The sequence below is a fragment of the Rhizobium quercicola genome (assembly GCF_021168455.1).
GTDB classification, from domain to species: Bacteria; Pseudomonadota; Alphaproteobacteria; order Rhizobiales; family Rhizobiaceae; genus Ferranicluibacter; species Ferranicluibacter quercicola.
The window spans coordinates 306,673-330,360 of the sequence record NZ_JAJOZR010000006.1 but is presented as its reverse complement, the minus strand read 5'-3'; the positions used below and the strand labels follow the sequence as shown (position 1 = coordinate 330,360).

Annotated in this window: 14 protein-coding genes and 8 pseudogenes; 8 read left to right on the top strand and 14 right to left on the bottom strand. The window is 54.2% G+C overall.

Features of this window, described 5'->3' with window-relative positions; all coding sequences use genetic code 11:
• Nucleotides 1-102 precede the first annotated feature (102 nt).
• Together tnpB (LRX75_RS11655) and tnpA are read right to left on the bottom strand one after the other, a co-directional pair.
• Complete coding sequence (gene tnpB / locus LRX75_RS11655; protein ID WP_231814499.1) at nt 103-459, bottom strand: IS66 family insertion sequence element accessory protein TnpB; 357 nt, start codon at nt 457-459, stop codon at nt 103-105.
• The gene (gene tnpA / locus LRX75_RS11650) at nt 456-932 is read right to left on the bottom strand and encodes an IS66-like element accessory protein TnpA (protein ID WP_231814498.1); all 477 of its coding nucleotides are present in this window, start codon (nt 930-932) and stop codon (nt 456-458) included. Before tnpA ends, tnpB (LRX75_RS11655) begins: the two co-directional genes overlap by 4 nt.
• 39 nt (nt 933-971) lie before the next feature.
• Between tnpA and LRX75_RS11645 the strand changes: the two are divergent.
• Nucleotides 972-1,705: pseudogene (locus tag LRX75_RS11645) on the top strand (IS630 family transposase); the annotation flags it as partial.
• A gap of 365 nt (nt 1,706-2,070) precedes the next feature.
• Here the strand turns inward: LRX75_RS11645 and LRX75_RS11640 are convergent.
• The 6 genes and pseudogenes from LRX75_RS11640 to LRX75_RS11615 all read right to left on the bottom strand — a co-directional run.
• Entirely contained in the window at nt 2,071-2,991 is a 921-nt protein-coding gene (locus LRX75_RS11640; protein ID WP_231814497.1) for an O-fucosyltransferase family protein, read from the bottom strand.
• A gap of 59 nt (nt 2,992-3,050) precedes the next feature.
• A complete protein-coding gene (gmd, locus tag LRX75_RS11635) occupies nt 3,051-4,094 on the bottom strand; it encodes a GDP-mannose 4,6-dehydratase (RefSeq protein ID WP_231814495.1) in 1,044 nt (347 codons plus the stop codon).
• A gap of 14 nt (nt 4,095-4,108) precedes the next feature.
• Nucleotides 4,109-5,023, bottom strand: a complete 915-nt coding sequence (locus tag LRX75_RS11630) for a GDP-L-fucose synthase family protein (protein ID WP_231814493.1) — start codon at nt 5,021-5,023, stop codon at nt 4,109-4,111.
• Nucleotides 5,024-5,036: 13 nt separating this feature from the next.
• Nucleotides 5,037-6,044, bottom strand: coding sequence for an STELLO glycosyltransferase family protein (locus LRX75_RS11625; protein ID WP_231814491.1), 1,008 nt, complete (start codon nt 6,042-6,044; stop codon nt 5,037-5,039).
• 487 nt (nt 6,045-6,531) lie between these two features.
• Nucleotides 6,532-6,793, bottom strand: a pseudogene (locus LRX75_RS11620) (integrase core domain-containing protein); the annotation flags it as partial.
• Nucleotides 6,794-6,802: 9 nt separating this feature from the next.
• Nucleotides 6,803-7,039, bottom strand: a pseudogene (locus tag LRX75_RS11615) (transposase domain-containing protein); the annotation flags it as partial.
• Between the two features lie 256 nt (nt 7,040-7,295).
• Here LRX75_RS11615 and LRX75_RS11610 point away from each other — a divergent pair.
• Nucleotides 7,296-8,484, top strand: a pseudogene (locus LRX75_RS11610) (IS110-like element ISAtu7 family transposase).
• Here the strand turns inward: LRX75_RS11610 and tnpC are convergent.
• The 4 genes and pseudogenes from tnpC to LRX75_RS11590 form a co-directional block, all read right to left on the bottom strand.
• Nucleotides 8,433-9,866: pseudogene (gene tnpC / locus LRX75_RS11605) on the bottom strand (IS66 family transposase); the annotation flags it as partial. The pseudogenes LRX75_RS11610 and tnpC sit on opposite strands and share 52 nt — an antisense overlap.
• Before the next feature lie 73 nt (nt 9,867-9,939).
• Nucleotides 9,940-10,284: an IS66 family insertion sequence element accessory protein TnpB gene (gene tnpB / locus LRX75_RS11600; RefSeq protein WP_231814489.1), complete on the bottom strand. Its 345-nt coding sequence runs from the start codon at nt 10,282-10,284 to the stop codon at nt 9,940-9,942.
• Nucleotides 10,281-10,631 carry a transposase gene (locus LRX75_RS11595; RefSeq protein ID WP_231814487.1) on the bottom strand — a complete coding sequence of 117 codons (351 nt, stop codon included), beginning with the start codon at nt 10,629-10,631 and terminating at the stop codon, nt 10,281-10,283. The genes tnpB (LRX75_RS11600) and LRX75_RS11595 overlap by 4 nt, the downstream gene beginning before the upstream one ends.
• 120 nt (nt 10,632-10,751) lie before the next feature.
• Nucleotides 10,752-11,725, bottom strand: a pseudogene (locus tag LRX75_RS11590) (IS3 family transposase); the annotation flags it as partial.
• A 348-nt stretch (nt 11,726-12,073) separates the two neighbouring features.
• On the opposite strand from LRX75_RS11590, the gene LRX75_RS11585 reads away from it, so the two are divergent.
• The 5 genes and pseudogenes from LRX75_RS11585 to LRX75_RS11565 all read left to right on the top strand — a co-directional run bounded on the left by LRX75_RS11585 (nt 12,074) and on the right by LRX75_RS11565 (nt 18,955).
• Nucleotides 12,074-13,516 (top strand): glycosyltransferase family 2 protein, encoded by a 1,443-nt coding sequence (locus tag LRX75_RS11585; RefSeq protein WP_231814485.1) that lies wholly within the window; start codon nt 12,074-12,076, stop codon nt 13,514-13,516.
• A 22-nt stretch (nt 13,517-13,538) separates the two neighbouring features.
• On the top strand, nt 13,539-16,049 hold the full coding sequence (locus LRX75_RS11580) for a glycosyltransferase (RefSeq protein ID WP_231814483.1): 2,511 nt from the start codon (nt 13,539-13,541) through the stop codon (nt 16,047-16,049).
• 89 nt (nt 16,050-16,138) lie between these two features.
• Nucleotides 16,139-17,080: an NAD-dependent epimerase/dehydratase family protein gene (locus tag LRX75_RS11575; protein ID WP_231814482.1), complete on the top strand. Its 942-nt coding sequence runs from the start codon at nt 16,139-16,141 to the stop codon at nt 17,078-17,080.
• Between the two features lie 391 nt (nt 17,081-17,471).
• Nucleotides 17,472-17,800: pseudogene (locus tag LRX75_RS11570) on the top strand (transposase); the annotation flags it as partial.
• A gap of 63 nt (nt 17,801-17,863) precedes the next feature.
• On the top strand, nt 17,864-18,955 hold the full coding sequence (locus LRX75_RS11565; protein WP_231814537.1) for an IS5 family transposase: 1,092 nt from the start codon (nt 17,864-17,866) through the stop codon (nt 18,953-18,955).
• 235 nt (nt 18,956-19,190) lie between these two features.
• Here the strand turns inward: LRX75_RS11565 and LRX75_RS11560 are convergent.
• Nucleotides 19,191-19,790, bottom strand: a pseudogene (locus tag LRX75_RS11560) (transposase family protein); the annotation flags it as partial.
• Between the two features lie 104 nt (nt 19,791-19,894).
• Nucleotides 19,895-21,622 (bottom strand): FkbM family methyltransferase, encoded by a 1,728-nt coding sequence (locus LRX75_RS11555; protein ID WP_231814480.1) that lies wholly within the window; start codon nt 21,620-21,622, stop codon nt 19,895-19,897.
• Nucleotides 21,623-22,244: 622 nt separating this feature from the next.
• Here LRX75_RS11555 and LRX75_RS11550 point away from each other — a divergent pair.
• A complete protein-coding gene (locus LRX75_RS11550) occupies nt 22,245-23,681 on the top strand; it encodes a mannose-1-phosphate guanylyltransferase/mannose-6-phosphate isomerase (protein ID WP_231814478.1) in 1,437 nt (478 codons plus the stop codon).
• The last annotated feature ends 7 nt before the right edge of the window (nt 23,682-23,688 follow it).

Below are 23,688 nucleotides of genomic sequence, written 5' to 3'. Positions count from 1 at the left end.
CATCCGGAAGCTCGTCTGCCGTCATCGTCATAGGTTGAGAACAGCATATTTTGCCGCTCGGAACGAGAGGTTGAATGCGGCTGATTCAATTGGTCGCGGCCGTCATCCGGCCTTAACAGGCGTGCGCGTTTGGCTCGGCGCTGCCACGCGTTTCCAGTCCAATCCTTCGAACAGAGCCGAGAACTGGGCGGATGTCAGATGCATCGCGCCGTCCTGCATTCGAGGCCAATGGAACTCGCCATCCTCAAGTCGTTTGGCGACCAGGCACACGCCGCTGCCGTCCCAGAAGATCAGCTTGATCCGGTCCGTGCGTTTGGCTCGGAATACATAGATCATGCCGGAAAACGGGTCAGCACCCATCTCAGCCTTCACCAGTGCCGCCAATCCTTCCGCGCCTTTGCGGAAGTCTACAGGCTTGGTGGCGATCATTACCTTCACCGCACCGGACGGCCCAATCACGATTGAGCCTTCAACGCCTGGATGACGACAGCAATGGTTGCGGCATCGGTGCCCGAGGCAATGCGCAGCGTGGCTCCATCAATCTTTAATTCAATAGCCGACTCCGGAGAAGTTCTTCTTGGCAAACGTGCCTGCCGCGCCTTCTTCGGCTCCGACGTCTCGGGTGTCACGATGACCGCTGGTGCAAACATCGGCTCCTCCGCCGGCACAGAAAGAACCCCAGCTGGCTTTCGGGCGAGCCGTCGCCATGTGAACAATTGCTGAGGCGTCAACCCATGCCGCCGCGCCACAGAGCACACCGTCACGCCCGGGTCGCAGCTCTCCGCAACGATCTGCGCCTTCTGATCGTCGGTCCATTCCCGACGACGGCCATTGCCAGTGAACACCTCGAACTGGCGTACCGGCTCATCCTTGGATTTAAGCGTAAGCTCTGAAATCGACATATATCCAAGCCCTCTTTCGAGGCTGAACATCGTCAATCAAACGCCGATCCGGAAGGTGGGGTCAGGACAGCGCTTACTGAGGAGCGCAAGGACATTACGTTGAACGAGATGGTGGAGCGGCTCGTGGGCGAGCAGTCAGTGCGGATCAGCCGCAGCGCCTTGAGCGCCTGGCTCTGCCGTCGGGGCTGGACGTTCAAAAAAAGTCCGCACATGCACTGGAGCAGGACCGCCCCGACATCCTGAAGCGTCGCCGAGACTGGTTCGACGGCCAACTCGATCTCGATCCGGCAAAGCTGGTGTTCATTGACGAAACCGGCCTCTCGACAAAGTTGGCCCGCCTGCGTGGAAGAGCACCGCGCGGTGAGCGCTGCCGGGCCGGTGTGCCGCATGGTCATTGGAAGACGACGACCTTCACCGGAGCGCTTCGGCTGACCGGTATGACCGCGCCCTTCGTCAACGACGGCGCCATGAATAGCATCGTCTTTCTTGCCTATGTCGAACAGGTGCTGGTGCCCACACTCCATCCCGGCGACGTCGTCATCATGGACAATCTGCCTGCCCATAAAGCCGCCGGCATTCGCAACGCAATCGAGGCAGCAGGCGCAAACCTGCTCTACCTCCCGCCATACAGTCCAGATTTCAACCCCATCGAAAACGCCTTCGCAAAGCTCAAGGCGCTGCTGCGGGCACGGGCCGAAAGGACGGTCGACGCTTTATGGGACACGGTCGGTAGCCTCGTCCCGCTCTTTGTTCCCGCCGAATGTGCAAACTACTTCAGGGCTGCCGGATATGACCCGGATTAAACAAGACGCGCTCTAGGAGACGGTACGCTAGTCCATGTTTTCCACACACGCGAGACGCAGAACACCATTCACGTCTGCCCTGCGCCCTCGCCGGCCACGATTTTCGTCTATGCCGATTGCCCGCGAACCTACGCACCGCTTCGCTGCTCGGTTCGAGTCGCAAACATTACATTAGAGACAATGCATACGCCGAGATTGTGATTCCGTTCTGGCCGCAGGAATGCCCAAACTAATCAGGATCATGCGGATATGACCCCGAATAAGGTAAACGTGCTAGCCGCCGTTGCCGAAGATCCAGAGGAAAGTGACACCTGAATTTCGTCAACGGCGACCTCACAAATTTGTACTCTATGTCAGTATTGCGATCAGTAGCGTAGCAAATTTGTCTCTTTGTCGCAGAACCGCACCAATGCATTAGAAGAGCGATCGAACTCAACAGCTTGGTTTTCTCCGTATCGAAGGAAACCAAGTTCAGCCTCACCTTCTTCTTGTCTGATAATCACCAGATTGGGTGTCAAGTTAGTAAGGCTAGCGTAAAGCCCGAAATGCGTATCCACTTGCCGAACAATACCAAAGGTACGGGACATGAGAATCAAATCGACAAGTGCATCTCTCGCAGACGATGACTGACTTGTGTCTAAGGCATCCGAGGATTTACCGTACGCTGTAACTTTATCAGAAAAGCGTGACTTTATGCAGTCTTGGGTATCGTCGGAATTGGTGCAAAGAAGGATCTGCAATCCCTCGTCAGCAACAAGCATTTTTTCGATGACGCCACAGAAATAGTCGTCCGTTATAGAGCCGTACAGCCTTTGTTCATTGGCATGGGCACCGTCCGAGATCTTGACGGCTCGACTGTAGGGCCGACGTATATGTAGGGTAGCAGTGCTCTGAGGGGTAAAGTTCACCCGGTTTGCCGATGCGAGCACCGGAGTAGACGGGCGCAGTATTCGCATATAACGCCCAACGTCAAAGATAACGCCTGAGTCTGGAAAGAAGCTTCTGTTTCTTGCCTCGTCAGAATGTGTGATTATGCCATGTGTTGTTAGCCAAAAGTTTTCGCCTTCAGTGGGCTTTGGAAGTACAGGGTCCTTGTTCCAGCCCGCGCTTCCGAAACCAATACTAGCGCCGTTGGCGTAGTTTTCCCGCTCGGAAGCCGCTACGAGCTCGAAGTCGTTGTCAAATAGCTCCGAAAACTCGGCGCCACATTCAGTCGCTGCTTCCCAGCACACCTTGAAACCGAGGTTGTAATAGCTTGCTAACCTCATTCCCGATGTCAGAGCCATTAGACGGTTAGTCAAGCCACCGATACATTCTACTACGAGATGATTAACCATTTTTCGATCTAGACTTTCGGCATAACATCGTTGAGGTCGGCTTCCATCATCTCTCTGACAAGATCAGTAAAGTTTGTGGTATGCGTCCAGCCTAATTCCCTCTTTGCTTTTGAAGGGTCGCCGAGAAGCAGATCGACCTCTGCAGGTCGAATGTACTGCGGGTCCAGCCGCACGACGATGTCTCCATTATCTATGCGCACGCCGACTTCGTCTAATCCTTCGCCGCGCCATTCTAGCGATATCCCTATGTGGCCAAATGCCAACTCGACGAATTCGCGGACAGTATGCATTTCGCCGGTAGCGAGCACGAAATCGGACGCCTCGCTGTGCTGCATTATGCGATACATTCCGTCGACATAGTCTCGCGCATGACCCCAATCGCGCTGAGCATCTAAGTTACCAAGAAACAAGCAACTTTGCCGTCCATGAGCATACGCCGCGACTGCCCTCGTGATCTTACGCGTGACGAACGTCTCGCCACGGAGCGGAGACTCGTGATTGAAGAGAATTCCGTTCGATGCGAAAATTCCATAGGACTCGCGATAATTGACGGTTATCCAGTAAGCGTACAATTTTGCAGCAGCGTAGGGACTGCGAGGGTAAAATGGCGTTGTCTCGCTCTGCGGGACCGCCTGAACCTTACCATACAGCTCGGATGTTGAGGCCTGATAAAACTTCGTTTTTTCTTCGAGCTTAAGTATTCGGATCGCTTCAAGAAGCCTCAAAGTGCCAATTGCATCGGAGTTAGCGGTATATTCGGGCGTTTCGAAGCTCACATGTACATGGCTTTGCGCGGCTAAATTGTAAATTTCATCGGGTTGGATCTGCTGCACCAGCCGAATAAGATTGGCGGAGTCAGTCAGGTCACCATAATGGAGGACCAACTGTGCCGAGGCAGAATGAGGGTCCACGTACATGTGATCAATTCGGGCAGTATTGAATGAGGATGACCGACGCTTGACTCCGTGTACTTCGTACCCCTTGGACAGCAGTAACGACGTCAAGTATGCGCCATCCTGCCCTGTAACGCCCGTTATAATGGCTTTCTTCATACGAGTTGATCCCTTTACTCTTTAGTTCCGTTAATGTACCAATCCCAAGTGCTTTTTAGTCCCTTTGGAAGCGAAACCTGAGGCGTGAAACCTAAGGAGTGGATGGAGGACAGATCATATTGCCGTAATAGTTGACCGTTCGGCTTATCTCGATTCCATACGATCTCGCCGTTGAATTCTACGATGCCGGCTAACATTTCCACAAGCTCCCGAATCGTAACGGTCGATCCACTGGCGACGTTAAACGCGCCATCACCACGTTCACCTATGTGAATCAGCGCCTCGGCGGCGTCGTCCACATGGAGAAAATCCCTCTGTGGCGTTCCGTCACCCCAGACCTCTATATTTTTAGTACGACTTATTGCTTCTCTAAATTTGCACATGAGTGAAGGAACGACATGGCCGTAGTTCATGTTAAACGTGTCGTTCGGGCCGTATAAATTTGTTAGGACCGCGTAACCGTAATCCAGTCCATACTGCGTCTTGTAAGATTGAAGCTGTGTCAGCATCGCTCGCTTTGCAACCCCATATGCAATTTCTGAGCTATGAGGTGGACCTTCCCATATATCTGACTCTTTCATGGGTAGCGGGGCGGTATCGGAATATATCGCAGCCGTGGAAACAGCTACAAACTTGCTAGCCCCGGCTAACCTGGAAGCCTGAACAACGTGCGTGTTTATGAGGACGTTCTCATCAAAAAATTCGGCGGGAAAGGCACTGTTACCACCCAACCCGGCGACCTTGGCTGCGCAATGGAATACGATCTTCGGCTTAACGTCTTCGAAAAACGCCCTTACGTCTTCAGCCTTAAGCAAATCAACGTCAGCCCGCGCGACAGAAATGACGTCATACGTTTTTAAACGCTTTAGTTTCTGAACGAGCGCCGATCCGAGCATTCCCGACGCGCCAGTGACAAGTGCAACCGTCATGATAGCCGAACCACTAAGTCAGAGAAGCAATGTCATGTGACCAAGCCTCGAGGAGAGCTTGTTCGTCTCGACCCACAAGTCCTTCCTCGATAAGCATGAGGTAGCATCGGCGAAGATTCTCTAGTAAATTGTCTTTGCCTGGCAGTAGATTCAAAGCAATCAGTTTATCGACAATAATATTATTGTTCAAATAACCAGGTACTTCCTCTGCGAAATCTCGAAGTAGATCATGCGCATTTCTATCCTGGTACACTGATGCACTATGGAACGAGAGCTTCCATCCACATTCCCATCCGATACGTTGCGCAATCAAGCTTCTCCAGATATCGCATACACGCCAAGAGCAGTTGAACGGCAGGTACATTAGCGGAAACGCATCACGCCACCAGGTCGTGTTCTGACTATTGAAGGGGCACCAAACGCCCTTTTCGAGCGCTACTATTTTACCCTTGTCGAATTTGACCGGGAGCTCAAACAGGAAGCGATATACTGCATCGACATCGGGATCGTCATCTGCCAATCCTTGCTGGATGGGACTGTCGACTGCTCCCTCAGTAAAGTTGAAATTGGTCTGCCTGGCTGCCTTTACATCCTCAAGCGGGAGACCGCGCGGCCAGATGGGTCCGTCGGAAAAATAATTGTAGGCGTTGTACCATCTTCCCCCGGTGGCCAGCGCCGAGTTGAATTTACGCTCACGAGGCGCCCAAAATTCTGGAAGGGGTATGTTGTCATCGTCTGTTTCAACAATTATTTCAGCTCCCCGAGCGATAGCCTCGAGGTAGCCAATGTTTTTCCGAGCGTAATGTTTCGTCGGGGCAATGCGCGCTAGTTTGTGCTCGAGAGCTGTTTGGTCATCCACGGAATAGTATTCGCAACCATTCAACGAGAAGTCGGCAGGGCTCTTGGTGTCGCCAATCACGATGAACTTCGAGTAAAAATCCCGCCCATCTGTCGCAATGTCCTTGAGCGCTTTCGTCGGCGGGTTGATGGATGTTACCACGACAGAGATATTGCTTTTCATATTGAGCCCTTAGTTCAACCAGCGAAGTTGCCAGCGCTTATTGCATATCGAACTGCCCAAATCTAGCCGCCGAAGAGGCGCGGACAGCGAGTTGCAATTTCCGTGAAATTCCTTTGCCACATCGAAAGCGGGGTGAGAATACCTAGTCAAATGCCTGACGTTCGTTCACTCGCTAGAGAACAATTTCCTTGTCGTAAGACGGTGCGTCTTTTCGATTTCTCCGAGCATTGCTGGCGTGGCCGGTCTGAAGGCAGACCGCCACGATTATCTGTATGGTTTACGTGTGCCGTGTCGCTCTTTCGCTCTGAGCTTGCTTTTTACCCTGGCGTTGTCGATTGTCGCGACCAACTGGTCAGCGTGTTTGGGTCGAACAGGCTACCCCTTTATCCAAGATTTGCCGCACGACGGGAGCCAACCGCGCGGAATCCGAGTGCGCGCCTCCGACATAGATAAGGTGGAGTGCACCCCGTTTCACCGGACATGTCGGCTAGTTTGATTTAGCCCTGATGAACTGCCGAGGGGAAGCTATCTTGAGCGCGGAATGGGGATGGATTTCGTTGTAGTCCTCGATCCATCCGTCGATGAGTCGTAGCGCTGTTTCTGCGTCCGGTAGTGCTGCGATGCGGATATATTCCCCGCTTCAGGGTTTTGACGCAGGCTTCTGACATTCCGTTCGACTGCGGACTGGCCACCGGCGTGAAGCAAGACGTCAGATTGAGCGCCTGGGCAAATAGCCGTAAGCGGCGAGCTGAGACCGTTCAGCGCGTGTAATTCCACGGCATGAGTGCATCGAGATCGCTGCTGGGCCAGCCTTTGGCGATGCGCTCGAGGGTCTAGGTGAGCCAGGCCTGCGGATCAACGTTTTTCATCTTCGCCGTCTGAAGGAGCGTGGCGATTGTCGCCCAGGTGCTTCCGCCGCCGTCACTGCCAGCGAAGAAAGTTTTTTTTCGCTTAATTGTCTGGGGCCTGATTGCGCGCTCGGCTATGTTGTTATCGGGCATGTTGCTATCGGCGCCCCACGAACGCTCGGCAGATTCTATCCTGTCATGTTAGAATTGTCGTGTCGGGACAGGGGCGTCGGAGTGCGAAGAAGCGGGCAGGCCGAATTGACTTTGAGCTGCGAGCTCGCGTTGTTATCTGGCCGCCCCTGCGACTATCCCGTCTGCGCTGCGAGCGCGTATCCGTAGATGTCGCACAGCCCGCGCACTCCCCCATTAACAACATGGAGGAATTTGAATGCGGTCGATCGGAATGGATGTGCATCGAAGTTTTGCGCAGGTCGCGGTTCTTGACCGGGGCAAGATCACAGAAGAATTCCGGGTGGAACTGGATTACGACGCTGTGGTGGCCTTTGGGCAGAAGCTTCGAAAAGATGACGAAGTTATACTCGAAGCGACCGGGAACACCTCGGCCATCGTAAGGTTGCTGACGCCTTTCGTGGCCAAGGTCGTTATCGCGAACCCGCTTCAGGTGAAGGCCATCGCGCACGCGCGCGTGAAGACCGACAAAGTCGACGCGAGGATTCTAGCGCAGCTTCATGCCGCCGGCTTTTTGCCAGAGGTCTGGGCCGCGGATGACGATACCCTGAACCTGCGTCGTCTCGTCTCGGAGCGCGCGGCGCTCGTGCGATCAGTGCGACGGGTGAAGAGCCGGGTCCAGGCCGTTCTTCACGCCAATCTCGTGCCGAAATACTCGGGACATCTGTTCGGAAAAGGCGGCAGGGACTGGCTCTCGACGGCCCCGTTGCCCAAGGCAGAGCGCGACCTCCTTGCCCGCCATCTCGATGAACTGGACTGGCTGAAGGGCAAGCTTGAAAAGCTGGATGGCGCCATGGCGCGAATTGCGCTCGACGACACTCGCACGCGCAAGCTGATGACGATCGCCGGAATAAATTCCGTGGTTGCCACGGCGGTGATAGCCGCCATTGGGGACATCTCCCGGTTCCAGACGCCCGACCGGCTTGCGAGCTACTTCGGCTTGACCCCGCGGGTGCGCCAGTCCGGCGATCGCGGGGGCAATCCATGGCCGCATCTCGAAACAGGGAAATGCGATTGCCAGAACGATGCTGATTGAAGCTGCCTGGTCGGCCGCGTCGGTTCCGGGGCCGCTGCGGGCCTTCTTTCTCCGGATCAAGGACCGCAAAGGCCTCAACGTCGCGGCGGTCGCAACGGCGCGCAAGATTGCGAATCTGATCTGGCAGTTGCTGACCAAGGAAGCTCCCTACAGATGGGCTCGGCCCGCCTTTGTTGCCATGAAGATGCGCAAGCTCGAACTGCGTGCCGGGGCAGCCAAAGCACATGGGCCAGCTGGTCCCGCCCGCGATTACTGGATCAAGGAAATCCGCCATCGAGAGATGGAGCTCGTTGCACAGGCGGAGGCAGCCTACGCAGCCATGGTAGAAGCCTGGAGAGACAGGCCACCTGAACCACAAAAAGGCTGAGAAAGGGACTGTTCAACAACATCCGTGTCGATCTCGATGCGGCCGTCGGTGAGAAAGCGTTCAAAGATGGAGCGACGCGAGGTGGCATAGCGGATCGCCTCGGCCAGCTTCGACTTGCCGGAGATCCGCAGCAGAGTCTTCTGCCAGAGGGCGACGAGCTCCATGACAACCGCAGCAGATGTCGCCTGGCGCGCCGCGACACGGGCGTCAGGGCATTGACCGCGGGCCGTTTCTTCCACCTGCCAGAGCTTCGCCATCAGCTCCACCGTTCCTGTGGCGATTTTGGAGCTGTCCGAGGCGTGGAGCTCGTAGAACTTGCGCCTGCTATGGGACCAGCAGCCGGCCAGTATCACGCCGTCATTGCCGCCGTCAGATCTGGCAAGCTTGTTATAGGCACCATGACCGTCCACCTGAAGGATACCGCGATAGCCACTCAGATGCCGGGCGACACGATCGTCCGCGCGGCTATCCTCGAAGCGATAGGCGACCATCGGCGGGCCACTGCCAGCGAAGGGTCTGTCATCCCGTGCATAAGCCCATAGCCAGGCCGTCTTGGCCGATCCAGATCCGGGCGCGAGTGTGGGCAACGTCGTCTCATCAGCGAAGATACGCTCAGCCTTTTTGATCTCGGCCAAGATGTAGTCGGCCAGAATCTTGAGCTCGAAGCCGAGCTTGCCCATCCATTGAGCCATCAGCTTCCGGTCAAGCTCGACCTTGTCGCGTGCATAGATTGCCTCCTGCCGGTAGAGCGGAAGGCCATCGGCATACTTCTAGACCGCGATCTGGGCGAGAAGCGCTTCCGTCGGAATGCCGCCCTCGATGATGTGCGTGGGTGCATCTGCCTGAATGACGCCATCTTCGTTTTTGAAGGCATACTTCGGTCGGCGGGTGACGATGACGCGGAACTTCGCCGGCACGACGTCCAGCCGCTCCGAGACGTCTTCTCCGATCAGCACCTTCTGTTTGCCGACATGCTCGGGCAATTCATCCGGCTCGATCATCACTTCGACCCGCTCCAGATGAAGAGCAAAGCCCTTGCGCGGTCGCGGTGGACGCTTTTCGGTATGGGCGGCACCCTTGTTCACCTTGGCTCGGATCGCCGCAATGCCAGTCTCGATTTCCTCGAAGACAAAAGCCTGCTGCTCATCATCGATGCCTGGAGAGCCAAGCTTTTCCGATCGCCGGCCAAAGCGGGCACGATCGAAGGCTTTCAGGATCTGGGTCAGTCGCTCGATGCGTCCATCAGCATCGGCGTTTCTGGCCTTCAGATCTGCGACCTCGCTCTCGAGAGCATCGACGCGCGCTGCCTTCTCGGCCATGGCAAGGAGCATGGCTTTCAGGGTCTCTACATCATCCGGGAGCTGCAGATCGGGCGGCGTCATAAGGCCTACCAGAGCATATTTCGTTCCGGTTTTCCTGCCCTCTCAGGCGGCTGATTCACTTCGCCGCAGGCCTTTACCCAACGATCTCCGGCGGCTTTACCGCCACGGAGCGAACCCGTTTCCAGTCCATGCCGTTAACCAGCGCCATAAGCTGGGCATGATTGAGCTGCACCCGGTTGTGGCCGATCCGAGGCCAGCAGAACTGCGCCTTCTCCAGCCGCTTCGAGTAAAGGCAGACCCCGGATCCAGTCCACCAGACGATCTTGATCCGGTCGGCCCGTTTGGCCCGGAAGACATAGAGCGAGCCGTTGAACGGATCACTGCCGGCATCACGCACCAGCGACAGCAAGCTGTCCGGCCCTTTGCGGAAGTCAATGGGATGACTGGCGAGGAAGACCTTTACACCTGCGGGGATCATGCCGAGCGAACCGCTCGGATGACAAACTGCAGATGCGCTTCTTCGACATGGCGGCCGGCTCGCACAACGATACCGCCAATGACGATTTCGACGACGGGGTCAGGGTCAGGTGCGACGCTCTGCGGATCAAATGCCGCTGCTGCCTGTTTAGGCTCATCGCTGCCCAACAATTCTCTGCGCCAGCGGTAGAGTTGAGACGGCAGGATCCCGATCTGCCGCGCGACTGCCGACACGTTCACACCGGGCTGACAGGCCTGCTCAACCGCTGTGGCCTTGAATTCGTCGGACCAGAAACGCCGCAACTGTCGCGGCGACCCGTCAAGGCGATCGGGCACCGCTTCGATCATTCGCATCAACCCAACGCTAGCCGTAGGTCTAGACATAGATCCTCACATTCAGAGAACTCGTATGCCCGAAATACCCTGCTCAGCATCAGCCGCGCCAGATGGGGTCTCCTTGCCGCTTAAAAATAGCCTTGTGTCCCTCGCGGTGTAAGCAGAACCATTGTCCGAGAGATGCTCGATGGCTTGTGGGGCTCGGGTTGCGCGGAACCGCTTCTCGACCGCCTCCAGCATCATGTCGCGCACGTCAGAGCCGGAGATGCCCGCGTTGGCGACCGCCGTCCAGGCGATGATCTCCCGGTCGAAGGCGTCGATGATGAAGGCGAGACGGATGACCTCGCCATTCCAGCAACTGAACTCCAGACCGTCCGAGCACCAGCGCAGATTCGAGCGCATCACCATCACCTTGCCGTCGTGGAGGCGGCCTTTGCGAACGGCCGTATGCTTCTCCAGCAGCATGGCGTGGTTGCCCATGATGCGATGGACCCGTTTGGCGTTGACGACAGGCTTATCGGCGGCTCGCCTTTCGCGATTGAGGAGCGCGGCAATCCGCCGATAGCCATAGGTTGGCCTCTGATCCACTAGCCTGCGAATGGCGGGCAGAAGCTCTGCATCCTCGACCTTGTGGTATGGCGCACGCGGCTTTGATTTGCCTTTCAGCCGCTCGATGAGGTTGGAACGAGAGACGTCCAGCGTATCTGCCACGGCCTTCATCGGGAACCGTCCTTCGGCAACAAGATCGGCCGCGATATCCGTTTTTTTGAGTCTGCTTTGGATAAGGCTTCGCGGAGTATTTCGACCTCCATCGTCTTGCGCCCGAGCATGCGCTCCAGCTCGCGGACCCGATCCTCCAGCTTCTTCACTTCCGAATTGCCGACAACCGGCTCGTCAGAATCCACGGCTGCAGCACCTCCCTCGCTCAAGAGCCTGCGCCACCGATAAAGCAGATTGGGCGCAACGCCATGACGGCGAGCGGTGGAAGACACCGTCTCGCCAGGTCCGAAACTTTGCTCAATGATTGCCAGCTTCTGCTCAGTTGTCCACCGCCTGCGGCGAACATCACCCGTCAGCAATTCAACGTGTCGATACTCGTTAGACATAAGCCTGTCCTCAAGCCTGTGCTTGAGCCTTTCTGCTTATGCCGACTGTCCGGTCGAAATGGAGGGCAGTTCACAGTCCGCGAAGCGTTGTGCACATTACCCGAGACACTCCAGACACTGTAGGGACACTGGGTCTCGGATCATCCGCGAACACCGCAGAGGAGAACTTAGTGTGACCGCGTCGAATTGATTCAGCGCCGTAAGTCGCGGAACTCGCACCATGGAAACTCGTATGATATGGGGGGTGAAAGAGCAATCAGCTGCCCCGATTGCTATTGGGCATCTTCATTTGGTAGAGAGTTCACCAGCGAGCGGGTTACGAGCAGCAAAAATATTAGCGAGGACTTAATGCAGAACGTACGAGGAAATGTTGACGGGCTAGTTAACGGAGTCCTGCACGGCTGGATCACGGACGATAATGCTGATCCGTTCGTAATTGCTGTCGAAATCGACGGCATCAGATCATCCGAAGTACTAGCAAATGGATTCCGAATGGATCTCGCAGCTGCTGGCCTCCCGGAGTGTGCGTTTGAATACGAAGTCCCCCCTCATTTCCATGACGGGCAAATGCATTCCATTTGCGTAAGGTATAGCGCAGATAACGTAGAGCTCGGCGAGCCTATCGACTTCGTCATCGAGCGACAATCGTCGAAAGAACAGGTTCCGCATAATGTTCATTCGTTCGTCAGTTCGGAGGTGGTGATGTCGATTGTTATTCCCACCTTCAACCGGGCTGGACTGATTAGAGAAACGGCTGAGAATCTGCTGGGTGTCGTTGGAGAGCACCCAATCGAATTGATTGTTGTTGATGACGGGTCGGTAGACGAAACAAGCGATGTTTTGATGTTGCTCCAGAAGAGCTTTCCAAAGCTGAAGTATGAGAAAACAGGCAATAGAGGGCCCGGCATGGCGCGGAATACCGGAGCAACGATGGCCCGTGGTGACCTTGTGGTGTTTCTTGGCGACGACACACGCGCCGTCAACAAGCATCTGTTTCAAGCACACTTCAAGGCTCATCAGATCGACAATAGTCCCGGACATGCTGTTCTAGGTAAGGTTATCTGGCCTGATAACAGATTTTCACTGCCAAACTTTACAATGAGCCTAATCCAAGGTGAAGGACAGCAGCAATTCGGCTACCGGTTCATGAAGCCGTGGCAGAAATATTCTCCGTGGTGCTTTTATACAGCTAACGCCTCCGTTAAGACGACCATGGTGGACGATTGGATGTCTGAGGGATTTTCCGACAAATTTACTTTGTACGGCTTCGAGGACGGCGAATTCGCCTACCGGATGAGCAAGCGTTATCCCAACTTTGGTGTATTCTACACACCAAGCGCGGTGGTAGAACATCACCACCATTACGATGTCGCGGGCTTTTTGAAACGACAGGTTTCCTGCGGTTACATGATGGACGTTCTATTTAAAATACACCCCGAGTTAAAAAATGCGCTGCTAGGGCCGGCGCTTGCCGATATTTTAAGTGCACCCCGGAGTGGCAGCGAAGGTCTGTTGCTAGCACAACACTACTCGACAGTTGTGGAGGGGCTCAAATCTTGGGCGATAATAATAGATAAGCATTACGGGCTCGGCAGTCAGAACTGGCATTCCGACTTTCTCAACGCTATTTTTCAACTGGCTTACATGGATGGCTATTTGATGTTACAGACGGAGAATCCCTCTGCGCAGTCGACAGCCTATCGGCATCTTCTAGAAGATTTCCGTACGAGAATGGGTCGATCAATTGAATCTGAGGCGATAGGAAATGTTCCTGGCTTCGGTTTTATTTGATTGAGCACATGAGGTTAGTTATATGATATCTATCGTAATTCCAGCTTACAATCATCAAAACTATATCGGCGACGCGATACGATCTTGCCTAACCGATCCGTTGATTACTGAAGTCTTGGTAGCCGATGATGGTTCTAGTGATAGGACGCGTGAAATAATCGAAAGTTACGCCAGCGCGTTTCCCGAAAAGATCCGCAATTTGACGGACAACCCGCCAAAAAACATCGGAGCGCACCATCGCATAAATCAGTTGTGCCGCGCATCGCGGAACGAGTGGATTGCGATATTGAACTCTGATGACAGCTTCTCACCGGGCAGATTTCGAAATTTTGCCCAGTTCGCGAAAGCCACCAACGCGGATGTCGTATTCGGAAATTGCGCTATTGTAGATTCAGACGATAGGGAGCTAGGAAAAAAATCTGCTTTCTATGACGTAGAATATAGCTTGCCAATTGGGTGGACACCTGAAAAGGTTGCCGCAAACAACGAGTATTTTCTAGCTCTCCTAAATCAGAATTTTATTGCAACGACAAGCAACCTTGTGATTAAGAAGGTATTCTTTGAAAAACTGGACGGTTTTCGGGCTTACAGATATATCCACGACTGGGACTTTATCATACGCGCAACGCTCAACGGGAGAGTTGTTTACAGCCCGACGATGTGGTGCAACTACCGCATCCACAGTGGAAATACGATATCCGAGAGCACACATAGGGTTAAGGACGAGGCTCGCAGAATGTTCGCGAGCATTATCGAGACGAATGAATTTCTGACCTACGTGCAACGTCATCGCTGTGCCTCCGAGGTCAATGTTGCTCTCTCGGGCAACCGCTACCTGTCAAATGATGCTCGTATAGCATTGGTGATCAGCGATTATCCGAAGAGTACGGAAATCGATCGCTTCCTGACCTTGTTTCCCGGAAGTAAAATGGTCTCGAGTTTGGCAGAAATCGATGAAAGCATTGATTTTATCTATTCCCCGACCAGCTCAGTCAGTATCGTCGGCAACAATGAACTTCGTAATCTGTTTCTCGCCTCGGCGATGGGGGGCTACGACTTCTTTATGCTGGCCTCGAACCTGAATCATACAACGTTCAGTACCCCTAATATGCGCGATATCTCGTTCATCAAGCGCGCGTCTGCTGCGCGTATCCTCAGCGGCGATTACAGCTCGCCGATGTTAGGCAGGATAATGCGGCTGCCACGTCAGCCGACGGGCGACAGCGTATCGTTATCTAGCGTTTTTCGTACCGCCGTGATCAGTCAATCCGGTCAGGACGTGATCGTTTCAAGAGATCCTGACGCCAGGATGGATATGACGCACAGGACGTTTGATTATGGGCAGCGTGTATCGCCATCGAGACTTGCAGGTTTGAACGAAGACGATACCCGACCAGTTGTTTTTGTTCTGCCGAGCGTGCTTGCGGTTGGTGGAGCAGAGAACGTACTGATTGAAATCATGCGTCAGACAAAGGACCAGTTCGCTTACGTTGTTGTTTGCACAGAAGTTATTCTCGAATCGCAGGGCAGTTGGTTGTCGCGTGTGTTGGAGCAATGCGAGTCCGTTTTTGATCTCGCGGAATCCTGCCATGAAACCTCGAGGCTCTCGGCCCTGGCGTGGCTGAAGGCGCTATATCAGCCGAAGGCACTTCTGATCACAAACGGTAGCATGTGGCAGATGAAGCACGCTGCTCGCATCAGGCGCCTTTTCAAGGACTGTGCTATTATCGATCATCAATGCTACGATGACAAGTTTGGATGGATCGAATGGTTCGACCATCCGGGTGTACTGGCTTCCGACTTGTTTATTGCGGTTAATTCACGCATAGAAGATGCGTTTACAAGCCGATTGAATGTCCCGAGCGAAAAGATACGACTCATCTACCATCCGATCGATTCTGCTCGGATCGAAAAAAACCTTCCTCACATCAGCAGGGAGCGGTCTCTCGAACGTTTCGGCCTCGATTCTGATCGACCAGTAGTTGCTTATGTAGGCCGGTTGGCGGATCAAAAACGGCCTCAGATATTTGTCGACGTCGCTACGATAGCGCAACAGAACGGGAGTAACATCCAGTTCGTTATGGTTGGGCAAGGACATTTGTCGGAGCTGATCGATGAGCAGATTACACGCAATCAACTCGCGAATATAAAGCGCATCGAAAATATCCCGTTATTGGAAGAATTTTATATCGCCGTCGACGTACTTGTTATCACATCCGAATACGAAGGCGTGCCCCTTGCTATGCTGGAAGCAATGAGCGTCGGCGTAAGCGTTGTATCGACCGATGTTGGCGACATTGGGCGAGTTATCTATGATTATCAAGGTTCCGAGGCTCTGCCCGTCGACGCCGCGGCTCATGAGATCTACGAGCGAGTTGCCGCTGTCATTGACAATATAGATGAGGACAGGCTGAATGCAAACGAGGCTGCGGCGCGAGTCCGCGAAGATTTTTCAGGGGAATTTATCGGTCGAAAATACCAGGCTGCGATCAGCAGCGCGATTGAGATATACGCAAACACACGGGCGTTTTAATACTATTCTATTGTGGACAATTGAACGGTCAGAGCTTCAAATGACAAAGCACTTTCTACGAGCCCGCTGTCACTAACAAAAGAGTATTCATGAGAGAACGCGTTCTGGTAATTGGTGCAAGTGGATTTCTTGGAAAGGCCGTTTGTGTGCGGTTGAGCGAGCTTGGGTACCGTCTCACGGGTCTAAGCAGATCTCCAAAACCGGAGAATCTAGGCAACGTCGAGTTGGACTGGGTTCAAGCCGATGCTGCTGATCTGAAAGCTGTTGCCCGTACGTGCCACGGGCAGTCTGCGGTTATTTATCTAGCAAGCGGAGCTTCTCCAGCACGAGCCGACACGGAACCGTACATGGACTTCACATCAGGTCCAGCATTAGCGTTGGTTGCTCTCGAGGCTTGCAGAATGCAGTCGGTTAACCGCTTTATTTTCGCGTCATCCGGTGGCACAATTTACGGAAAGGCCTCAGAGGTCCCAACGAACGAAAACTATCAGCCCAGACCGGAGGGAATATATGGGCTCGGTAAATTGACGATCGAGCACTATATGGAGCTGTTTCAAAAATTATACGGCATGAAATGTGTTTCATTGAGGATTGCTAATCCTTTTGGCCCGGGTCAGAAGATGGCCGGGGGGCAGGGTGTCATAGCCTATGCGCTAAATTCTGCGATGTCGGGTGAGCCGTTCAACATATTTGGGGACGGCGAACATATTCGTGATTTTGTGTACATTACTGACGTCGCAAACGCTTTTCATGAATGCTTGAAATACGATGGCAATGTGCCCGCTTTCAACGTTGGCAGCGGCGTCGGGGTAAGCATTAACGCCGTTATTAAGATGATTGATCGCTGCTTGGGAGGGAGCGGTCTTCAAATCAACCGGCTCCCTCCGCGGGCGGTAGATGTTCCCGTCAGCCTTCTAGATACGCGGCTTATATTAGCAGAAACTGGGTGGCGTCCCCTCGTCAATATTGAAGATGGCCTCAAGGCGACGGTAGAATATGTCAGAGGTGGTACACGGCGTCCCGATAGGTAGGAATGATAATCGGCGGCTGCGCGGGAGCAGGTTCGATCTGGCCTGATCCCACTGGTTCAAAGTTTTCGCTTGATTCTTACCAGACGTGGAGACGGATAGGAAATTAGCAAATTTGGTAGACCCTCGAAGAAATGTATTTTTGCGCAAAACGAGATATTACCCTTCGCGCAGTAGGCTTGCCGGACTCGATAGGCACTGATATCAGAAGTTGTCGGTACCGGAGAAATACTCCCCAAAAGTGCCGCTTCGATCTTCTTCAAGTGCTGCGGCCGCCGGTCTTCAGGGGCGCACCCCGGAAAACCAGCGGCGTTTCATCATCGTCGATACTCTTTTCGATGGTCGGAGGGGGGATATTGGTTGTCAACCTGAGGAAGACGATTATGTCGATAAGTCGGCGGAGACAGCCCCGACGACGTTCGAGGATGGCTTCTGGGGCCTGAAATTCCCGGCGGTCGCCCAGATTTGACGGCGCGCCTGGCGGGAGGTCATTCCCGTTTTTGTCTTTCCCAAGGACGTGCGCAGGATCATCTGCACCACCAACGCCATCGAAGCCGTGAATGCCAAGCTGCGTCGCGCTGTGCGAGCAAGAGGTCATTTTTCGAGCGACGACGCGGCGACCAAACTGCTCTACCTCGTCTTAAATAGATTAGAGAAAGAGTGGAAGATACCGCGAGAGAATGGGCGATGGCAGAATCGCAATTCTCAATTGGACGCCTCTAAAAACCTCCCCCTTTTGTTTATTTTCTGATTCAATCGGCCTGTGTGATTTGCAGGGAGCGGATGATGCGGGGACAGCCTGGGTTTTGGGATCTGGACGAACGTTATCAGCGGTTGAGCGCGGTGGGCGATCCGCTGGAGAAGCTCAACGCGATCATTCCCTGGCCGGTGTTCGAGAAGCCGTTGGCGAAAGCGCTGAAGCGGTCGGATGGATTGAAGGGTGGGCGCCCTGCTTTCCCGTCGGTGCTGATGTTCAAGATATTGGTGCTGCAGGCACTCTACAACCTCTCCGACGACCAGGCCGAGTTCGTCATTCAGGACCGTCTGTCCTTCATGCGGTTCCTGGGACTGTCCTTGTCTGAGAAGGTGCCGGATGCCAAGACGATCTGGCTGTTCCGCGAAAGCCTTGTTCGAGGCGGTGCCATCGACAATCTGTTCGCCCGTTTCGACAAACATCTCTCGCGATCTGGCTATTTGGCCAAGGGTGGGCAGATCGTTGACGCGACGATCATTCAGGCTCCCAAGCAGCACAATAACCAGGACGAGAAGGCAGCGATCAAGGCTGGCGAAATCCCGTCGGAGTGGAAAGACAAGCCCGCCAAGCTCGCGCAGAAGGACCGCGACGCGCGCTGGACGGTGAAGTATTCCAAGGCCAAGCAGCCCACAGAAACGCCGACATCAGCCGCGACGAAGCAGCATGACATTGCTATTCCGATGTTCGGTTACAAAAACCATGCGGGCATCGACCGGGCACACGGCTTCATCCGGGGATGGACGGTGACGAGTGCGAGCGCCCATGACGGCGCCCAACTCCGGAACGTCGTCGCCAAGGACAATACGGCATCGACGGTCTGGGCCGACAGCGCCTATCGTTCGAAGACCAATGAGGAATGGCTGCAGGACAACGGCCTGAAGTCGGACATCCATCAGAGGAAGCCGAAGGGCAAGCCCATGCCGGAAGCGATGTCGCGGGCCAACGGCCGCCGTTCGAAAGTGCGCTCTGCCGTCGAGCATGTCTTCGCAAGGCAGAAGGACAAGATGAAGCTCTTTATCCGAACCATCGGCATCAGTAGAGCGAGGGTGAAGATCGGCATGGCCAATATCGCCTACAATATGCTTCGCTATGTCTGGCTGACCGGAAAACCGCAGGCCGCATGACGCACGCGTGGCCGAAAGGCCGGAATGCAAGCCGTCAAGGCGAAAATCATTGTTAAAAACGACAGGCTTTCCTCGCCCGGTTCACCCGGAAAACGGCTATGCCCACCCATCAACTCCACGGCCGCCGGTAAATAGACGTGTCCAATTCTCTTTGCGGAACGCTTTCAGGCCGCAAGGGCACGTTATCCCTGCGCATGCCTTTCATGTCTTCAGGTGTCCAACCATCGCCATTAGGGTCGGTGAAATGGGTTCCATTGTCAGTAAGCACGGTATGGATCTTGTACGGTACAGCCGTGGCCAGAGCATGTAGGACGTTCCCGGCGACGCGTCGGGTTGCCTTCTCGACCAAATTAACAACGGCAAATTTAGACGGTCTAGCTATGGCTACAAAGAGATAGAGACTGCCTTGTGTCGTATGCACCGCAGCACTATCGACGTGGAGATAGCGATAGGGTAGCTCATGAACTTCTTCTTCGGACGCTTGTTGCCTACGACAGTGGGGAGCCGAGAAATACCATGGCGCTGAAGGCATCGATGCAAGGATGAGCGTGTCAGGTTCTGGATCGTCGACTGGAGCGCGTAGAGGTAATCATCGAAAAAAAATCATTGTGTGCCTGCGGAAAGTGACAATGACCGCTTCCTGCTCCATCGAGAGAACTGTCAAGTGCGGCCCTGTTGGCAGATCAGCCAGAGACGCTCTCTTCTTCCATTTGGCGACAGTCTTCTGATCAATCCCGTACCGTCTGGAAAGCGACCTCAGGCTCTCTTGACGACTTCGTATTGCTCGACGGACTGCCTCTATCGTCGTGGCGCTCCCATGCAAAACCTGGCCCATAGTACCCCCCCTATTCCGTGGACTAGATTGGACCATCAAAGTCCGGGATCAAACATCCAACCGAATATCGGCGTATTCTTGAATCAGCTGTCCGCGCCATCAGACTATTGTGCCGCTACATGGGTAATGGACGAACGAATACGGTTAACGAGCTTCCGTGCAGCATTCGGATAAAAGCAGTACTCTTCCCAAAACTTGATGACTCGTTCTCTCTTCAGATCATAGTCCGGCCCAGATGTGGGAAGCGATCGATAGTCGAAAGTCAGCTTCTGAGAGGAGGGTACAACGACGGCAAGTGACGACCAGTCCACAACGTCATCAAAGGGTAAGTGCTCATAGTCAGTAATGATCGGGACGGTCCCAACCTGCATAGTCCAAAACAAGCGCGGTGAGTTTGACGAATCCGCAGGTGCGAAACCATATTTAGCTTCGCCAACCCGCTTCATCCATTCACGGTGACGATCTGCCCAGTCCTCGGAAAATGCCCAACCCTTAGCGGATCTTAGAAAGAAGTTTGGGAGTCCTTCCGCTTCGAGTTGGCGCAACCAGGCTCGTCCGCCAAAGAAACCGCCGGTGACAGGAAAGTCGTCGACCGATCCCAGGAACGCAAAGTCGTAAATCTTGGCTAACGATCTACAATCTTCCGTATGTTCTCGATCCATTTGAATTTGGTAATCGCCCTCGCAGGGATGGATCGGCATAGGGTGTACGTTGTAACGAATGTTTAAATTTTTTGCAGGAAGCGGCGAGAGAACCAGTTTATGACCAGCGGGGTCTGAGCGGGAAAAATCCGGGAAATCGCAGAGGCTTTGCCAAACGTATTTTTCGCGATAATTCCGATAACTGTCCGTTTCCCGTATCATACGAGCAGTATCATTAGCTTCAATTGTATAAGGACATGGAAAAAAGGCAAATATAAAGTCAGCTTCTTCAGCAGAAGTCGCCGGCATCACCTCTGGTAAATGTGAGAATGGAAATCCGAGAACAGGGTCTTGCAAAATACTCGGCTCACCATTTTCAACATAAACCTTCAAGGATTGATCCCGCCTTAGGATATAGTTGTCGGCTTTATCTATATTTGCAAAACTATGAGCAATGCTCTCTTTTTTATCGACTTGTGTAAGCGAGTCTCCGTCACGTACAAACCAGTCAAACACAAGAGCTGCTTCAACGACGGTACTTTTAGCCTTTATCCTCGAAAGGGTCGTGGCCTCTTCTGTCCTCTCAACAATGTTGAAGGAATGAGTTGAAAGTAGTATTGTAGCGCCAATAGAAGCCAGATACGGTGCAACATCAGCAAAAAAGTGAAATTCCGCACCTTCCACGTCAATTTTCACGATGATGTTGTCGTGCCGTTCAGCGCGATATCTGTTGGCTATTTCAGAACGAAGGTCGAGCATCTTGACTTTGAACGATTCTGTGCACTCGACGTTTTCACCAAACCTCTCATGAGTTTGGAAGATACTAGTCTCGCTGTTGCCTGCTCTTCTTGTGTAGAGGGTAATCTCCTCCGCAGCACTGCCAATTGCTGAGTTGATGGTAATCACATTTTCGAACGCAGGCTGGTTTGCTGCGAGGTTGTTTTGGAGTTCCTCATAGGCGGCCGGGTCTGGCTCGAAGGATACGACATTAGCGCCGCATGATGCCGCAAGCAAAGTGATAGGGCCAATCCAGGCCCCTACGTCAATGAAGAGGCTCCTTGGCCCAACCAGCTGCTTGATGGTTTGAAGCGTGTCATATTCCCATATACCGTTGGACAAGTTATCCCAAAACCCTGTCCCAGTATCTTCAACCGTGAACGAGGTGTCACAAATGGATATCTGCCGCTTCATTATATAATCTCCATAATTTTCCAGCATAGCATAACCGCTGGGTGAGGAAACGCTAGCTGCTACTGCCCATGCCAAGCTGGCCAAAAGCCGGTTCGTTTGCCTATCTCGTCGTGCTAGGGCATTTTTGATAAGTCGGGTCGAGCGTTCGCGCGATCTGTTCTGTCTAATCCACTGCTGCAGGCGATTTGCTGGGAGGTGATCCGGGAGGTGATAATGACGAGGAAAATGTGCGGAGATCTTCGCGGTCGAGTCGTTGCGGCGATCCAGGACAGATCAGATCAGAGCAAATTAAGACGAAATTTGCTGCCGTACAAGAAAACACCGCAAGGGTTGCTTAAGTAATGCTAGTTTCGACTTGGACGGCGGAACTTCACTGTGGAGGCCCTGATCACGATGGTTTCAGATTTTTTCGGCGATCATTCGACGCTGAAGGTTAAATGATATCACGGCGCAGTAGAACTATTGTTGCGTCGCTTGTTGGCCGGTCGCCGATCGAATGCATCGACCGTCGGACATTCAATCGGCAAAAGAGAACGGCATTCGCGTTTCCTTCAGATCGCGCATTGTCAAAGATGGTTTGGCTTGGGAAGACTGCTCCCCTTTGCAATGAAGGTATATCGAGATGCTTACGAGAAAAATCGTTCCGGTGATCACGGCAGGTGGCAAGGGAACTCGCCTTTGGCCTTTGTCCCGTTCGACGGCGCCCAAGCAATTCCTGCAGTTCCTCAGCGAGCATTCGCTGTTTCAGAAGACGCTGCAGCGTGTCTCGGATTCGGAAATCTATGAACCCGCCGTGATCGTGACGAATGCCGAATTCCGGTTCATTGTGGCGGAGCAAGCGCAAGCCATCGGCGCCCCTCTCTCCTCGATTCTCCTGGAGCCGGTTGCGCGCAATACGGCGCCGGCGCTCGCCGCCGCAGCGTTCGTTGTCGCCCGTGACCATGGGGACGAAGCTATCGTTCAGGTGCTTGCGTCCGATCATGAGATCGAGGCGAACGCGACCTATACTGACTGCATCCTACTCGCTCGCGAAACGGCCGCCACGGGCATGCTGGTGACCTTCGGCATAACCCCGACCGAGCCTGCGACAGGTTATGGTTACATCGAGACGGGTGACGCGCTGGCCGGCGGCGCAAAGACGGTTGCCCGTTTCGTGGAGAAGCCGAACCGTTTGAAGGCGGAGGCACTGCTGGCGACCGGCCGCTATCTTTGGAACTCCGGCATGTTTATGCTGCCGATCCGCCTGTTCCTGGAGGATCTCGCAAGATTTGCGCCGGACGTGCATGCGCATGCGCGTGCGGCTGTTGAAGGCTCCCTGCGGGATTTGGATTTCGAACGGCTGGATGCGGCATCCTTTGCGCAGGCGCCGGATATTTCGGTCGATTATGCGGTGTTCGAGCGCACTGCGCATGCGGCCGTCGTTCCCTCGTCTTTCCCTTGGTCGGATCTCGGGAGCTGGGACTCGGTCTGGGCCGCGGGCGAGAAGGATGTGGCGGGCAACGTCACCGGACAGAAGGCGAGCGTTTCGGATACCCGCAATTCTTTGGTTCTTTCGCGCGACATTCACGTCTCGGTGCACGGGCTCGACGACATCGCCGTCATCGCCAGCGAGGATGCAGTCTACGTCGGCCGTCTTGCCGACAGCCAGAACGTCAGTCAGATCGTCAAGGCACTCGCACGCTCGGAGGCGACACGCAGCCTGACGGAGGTTCACCCGACTTCCTACAAGCCGTGGGGCTCGGTCTCGTCTGTACTCAGCGGCGAGCGCTTTGAAGTCAAGCGGTTGTCGATCGCACCCGGTCGCAAGATCTCGCTGCAGAAGCACTTCCACCGCTCGGAGCACTGGGTGGTCGTGAAAGGGACGGCGGAGGTGACGCTGGGCGACGAGACGCGGCTTCTCAACGAAAACGAGTCCATCTATGTGCCGCAGGGCGTGACCCATCGGTTGGCCAACCCGGGCAAGATCCCACTGGAGCTCATCGAGGTCCAGACGGGATCCTATCTCTCCGACGACGACACGGTTCGCCTCGATGACGAGTTCGGAAGAACGGATACCTAGAAAAGAG

Bases quoted from the DNA above. Each gene is read 5' to 3' on its own strand.
- tnpA (WP_231814498.1), bottom strand. From the start codon at position 932: ATGTTCAGCCTCGAAAGAGGGCTTGGATATATGTCGATTTCAGAGCTT.
- LRX75_RS11640 (WP_231814497.1), bottom strand. From the start codon at position 2,991: ATGGCTCTGACATCGGGAATGAGGTTAGCAAGCTATTACAACCTCGGT.
- gmd (WP_231814495.1), bottom strand. From the start codon at position 4,094: ATGAAGAAAGCCATTATAACGGGCGTTACAGGGCAGGATGGCGCATAC.
- LRX75_RS11630 (WP_231814493.1), bottom strand. From the start codon at position 5,023: ATGACGGTTGCACTTGTCACTGGCGCGTCGGGAATGCTCGGATCGGCG.
- LRX75_RS11625 (WP_231814491.1), bottom strand. From the start codon at position 6,044: ATGAAAAGCAATATCTCTGTCGTGGTAACATCCATCAACCCGCCGACG.
- tnpB (WP_231814489.1), bottom strand. From the start codon at position 10,284: ATGATCCCCGCAGGTGTAAAGGTCTTCCTCGCCAGTCATCCCATTGAC.
- LRX75_RS11595 (WP_231814487.1), bottom strand. From the start codon at position 10,631: ATGATCGAAGCGGTGCCCGATCGCCTTGACGGGTCGCCGCGACAGTTG.
- LRX75_RS11585 (WP_231814485.1), top strand. From the start codon at position 12,074: ATGCAGAACGTACGAGGAAATGTTGACGGGCTAGTTAACGGAGTCCTG.
- LRX75_RS11580 (WP_231814483.1), top strand. From the start codon at position 13,539: ATGATATCTATCGTAATTCCAGCTTACAATCATCAAAACTATATCGGC.
- LRX75_RS11575 (WP_231814482.1), top strand. From the start codon at position 16,139: ATGAGAGAACGCGTTCTGGTAATTGGTGCAAGTGGATTTCTTGGAAAG.
- LRX75_RS11565 (WP_231814537.1), top strand. From the start codon at position 17,864: ATGCGGGGACAGCCTGGGTTTTGGGATCTGGACGAACGTTATCAGCGG.
- LRX75_RS11555 (WP_231814480.1), bottom strand. From the start codon at position 21,622: ATGAAGCGGCAGATATCCATTTGTGACACCTCGTTCACGGTTGAAGAT.
- LRX75_RS11550 (WP_231814478.1), top strand. From the start codon at position 22,245: ATGCTTACGAGAAAAATCGTTCCGGTGATCACGGCAGGTGGCAAGGGA.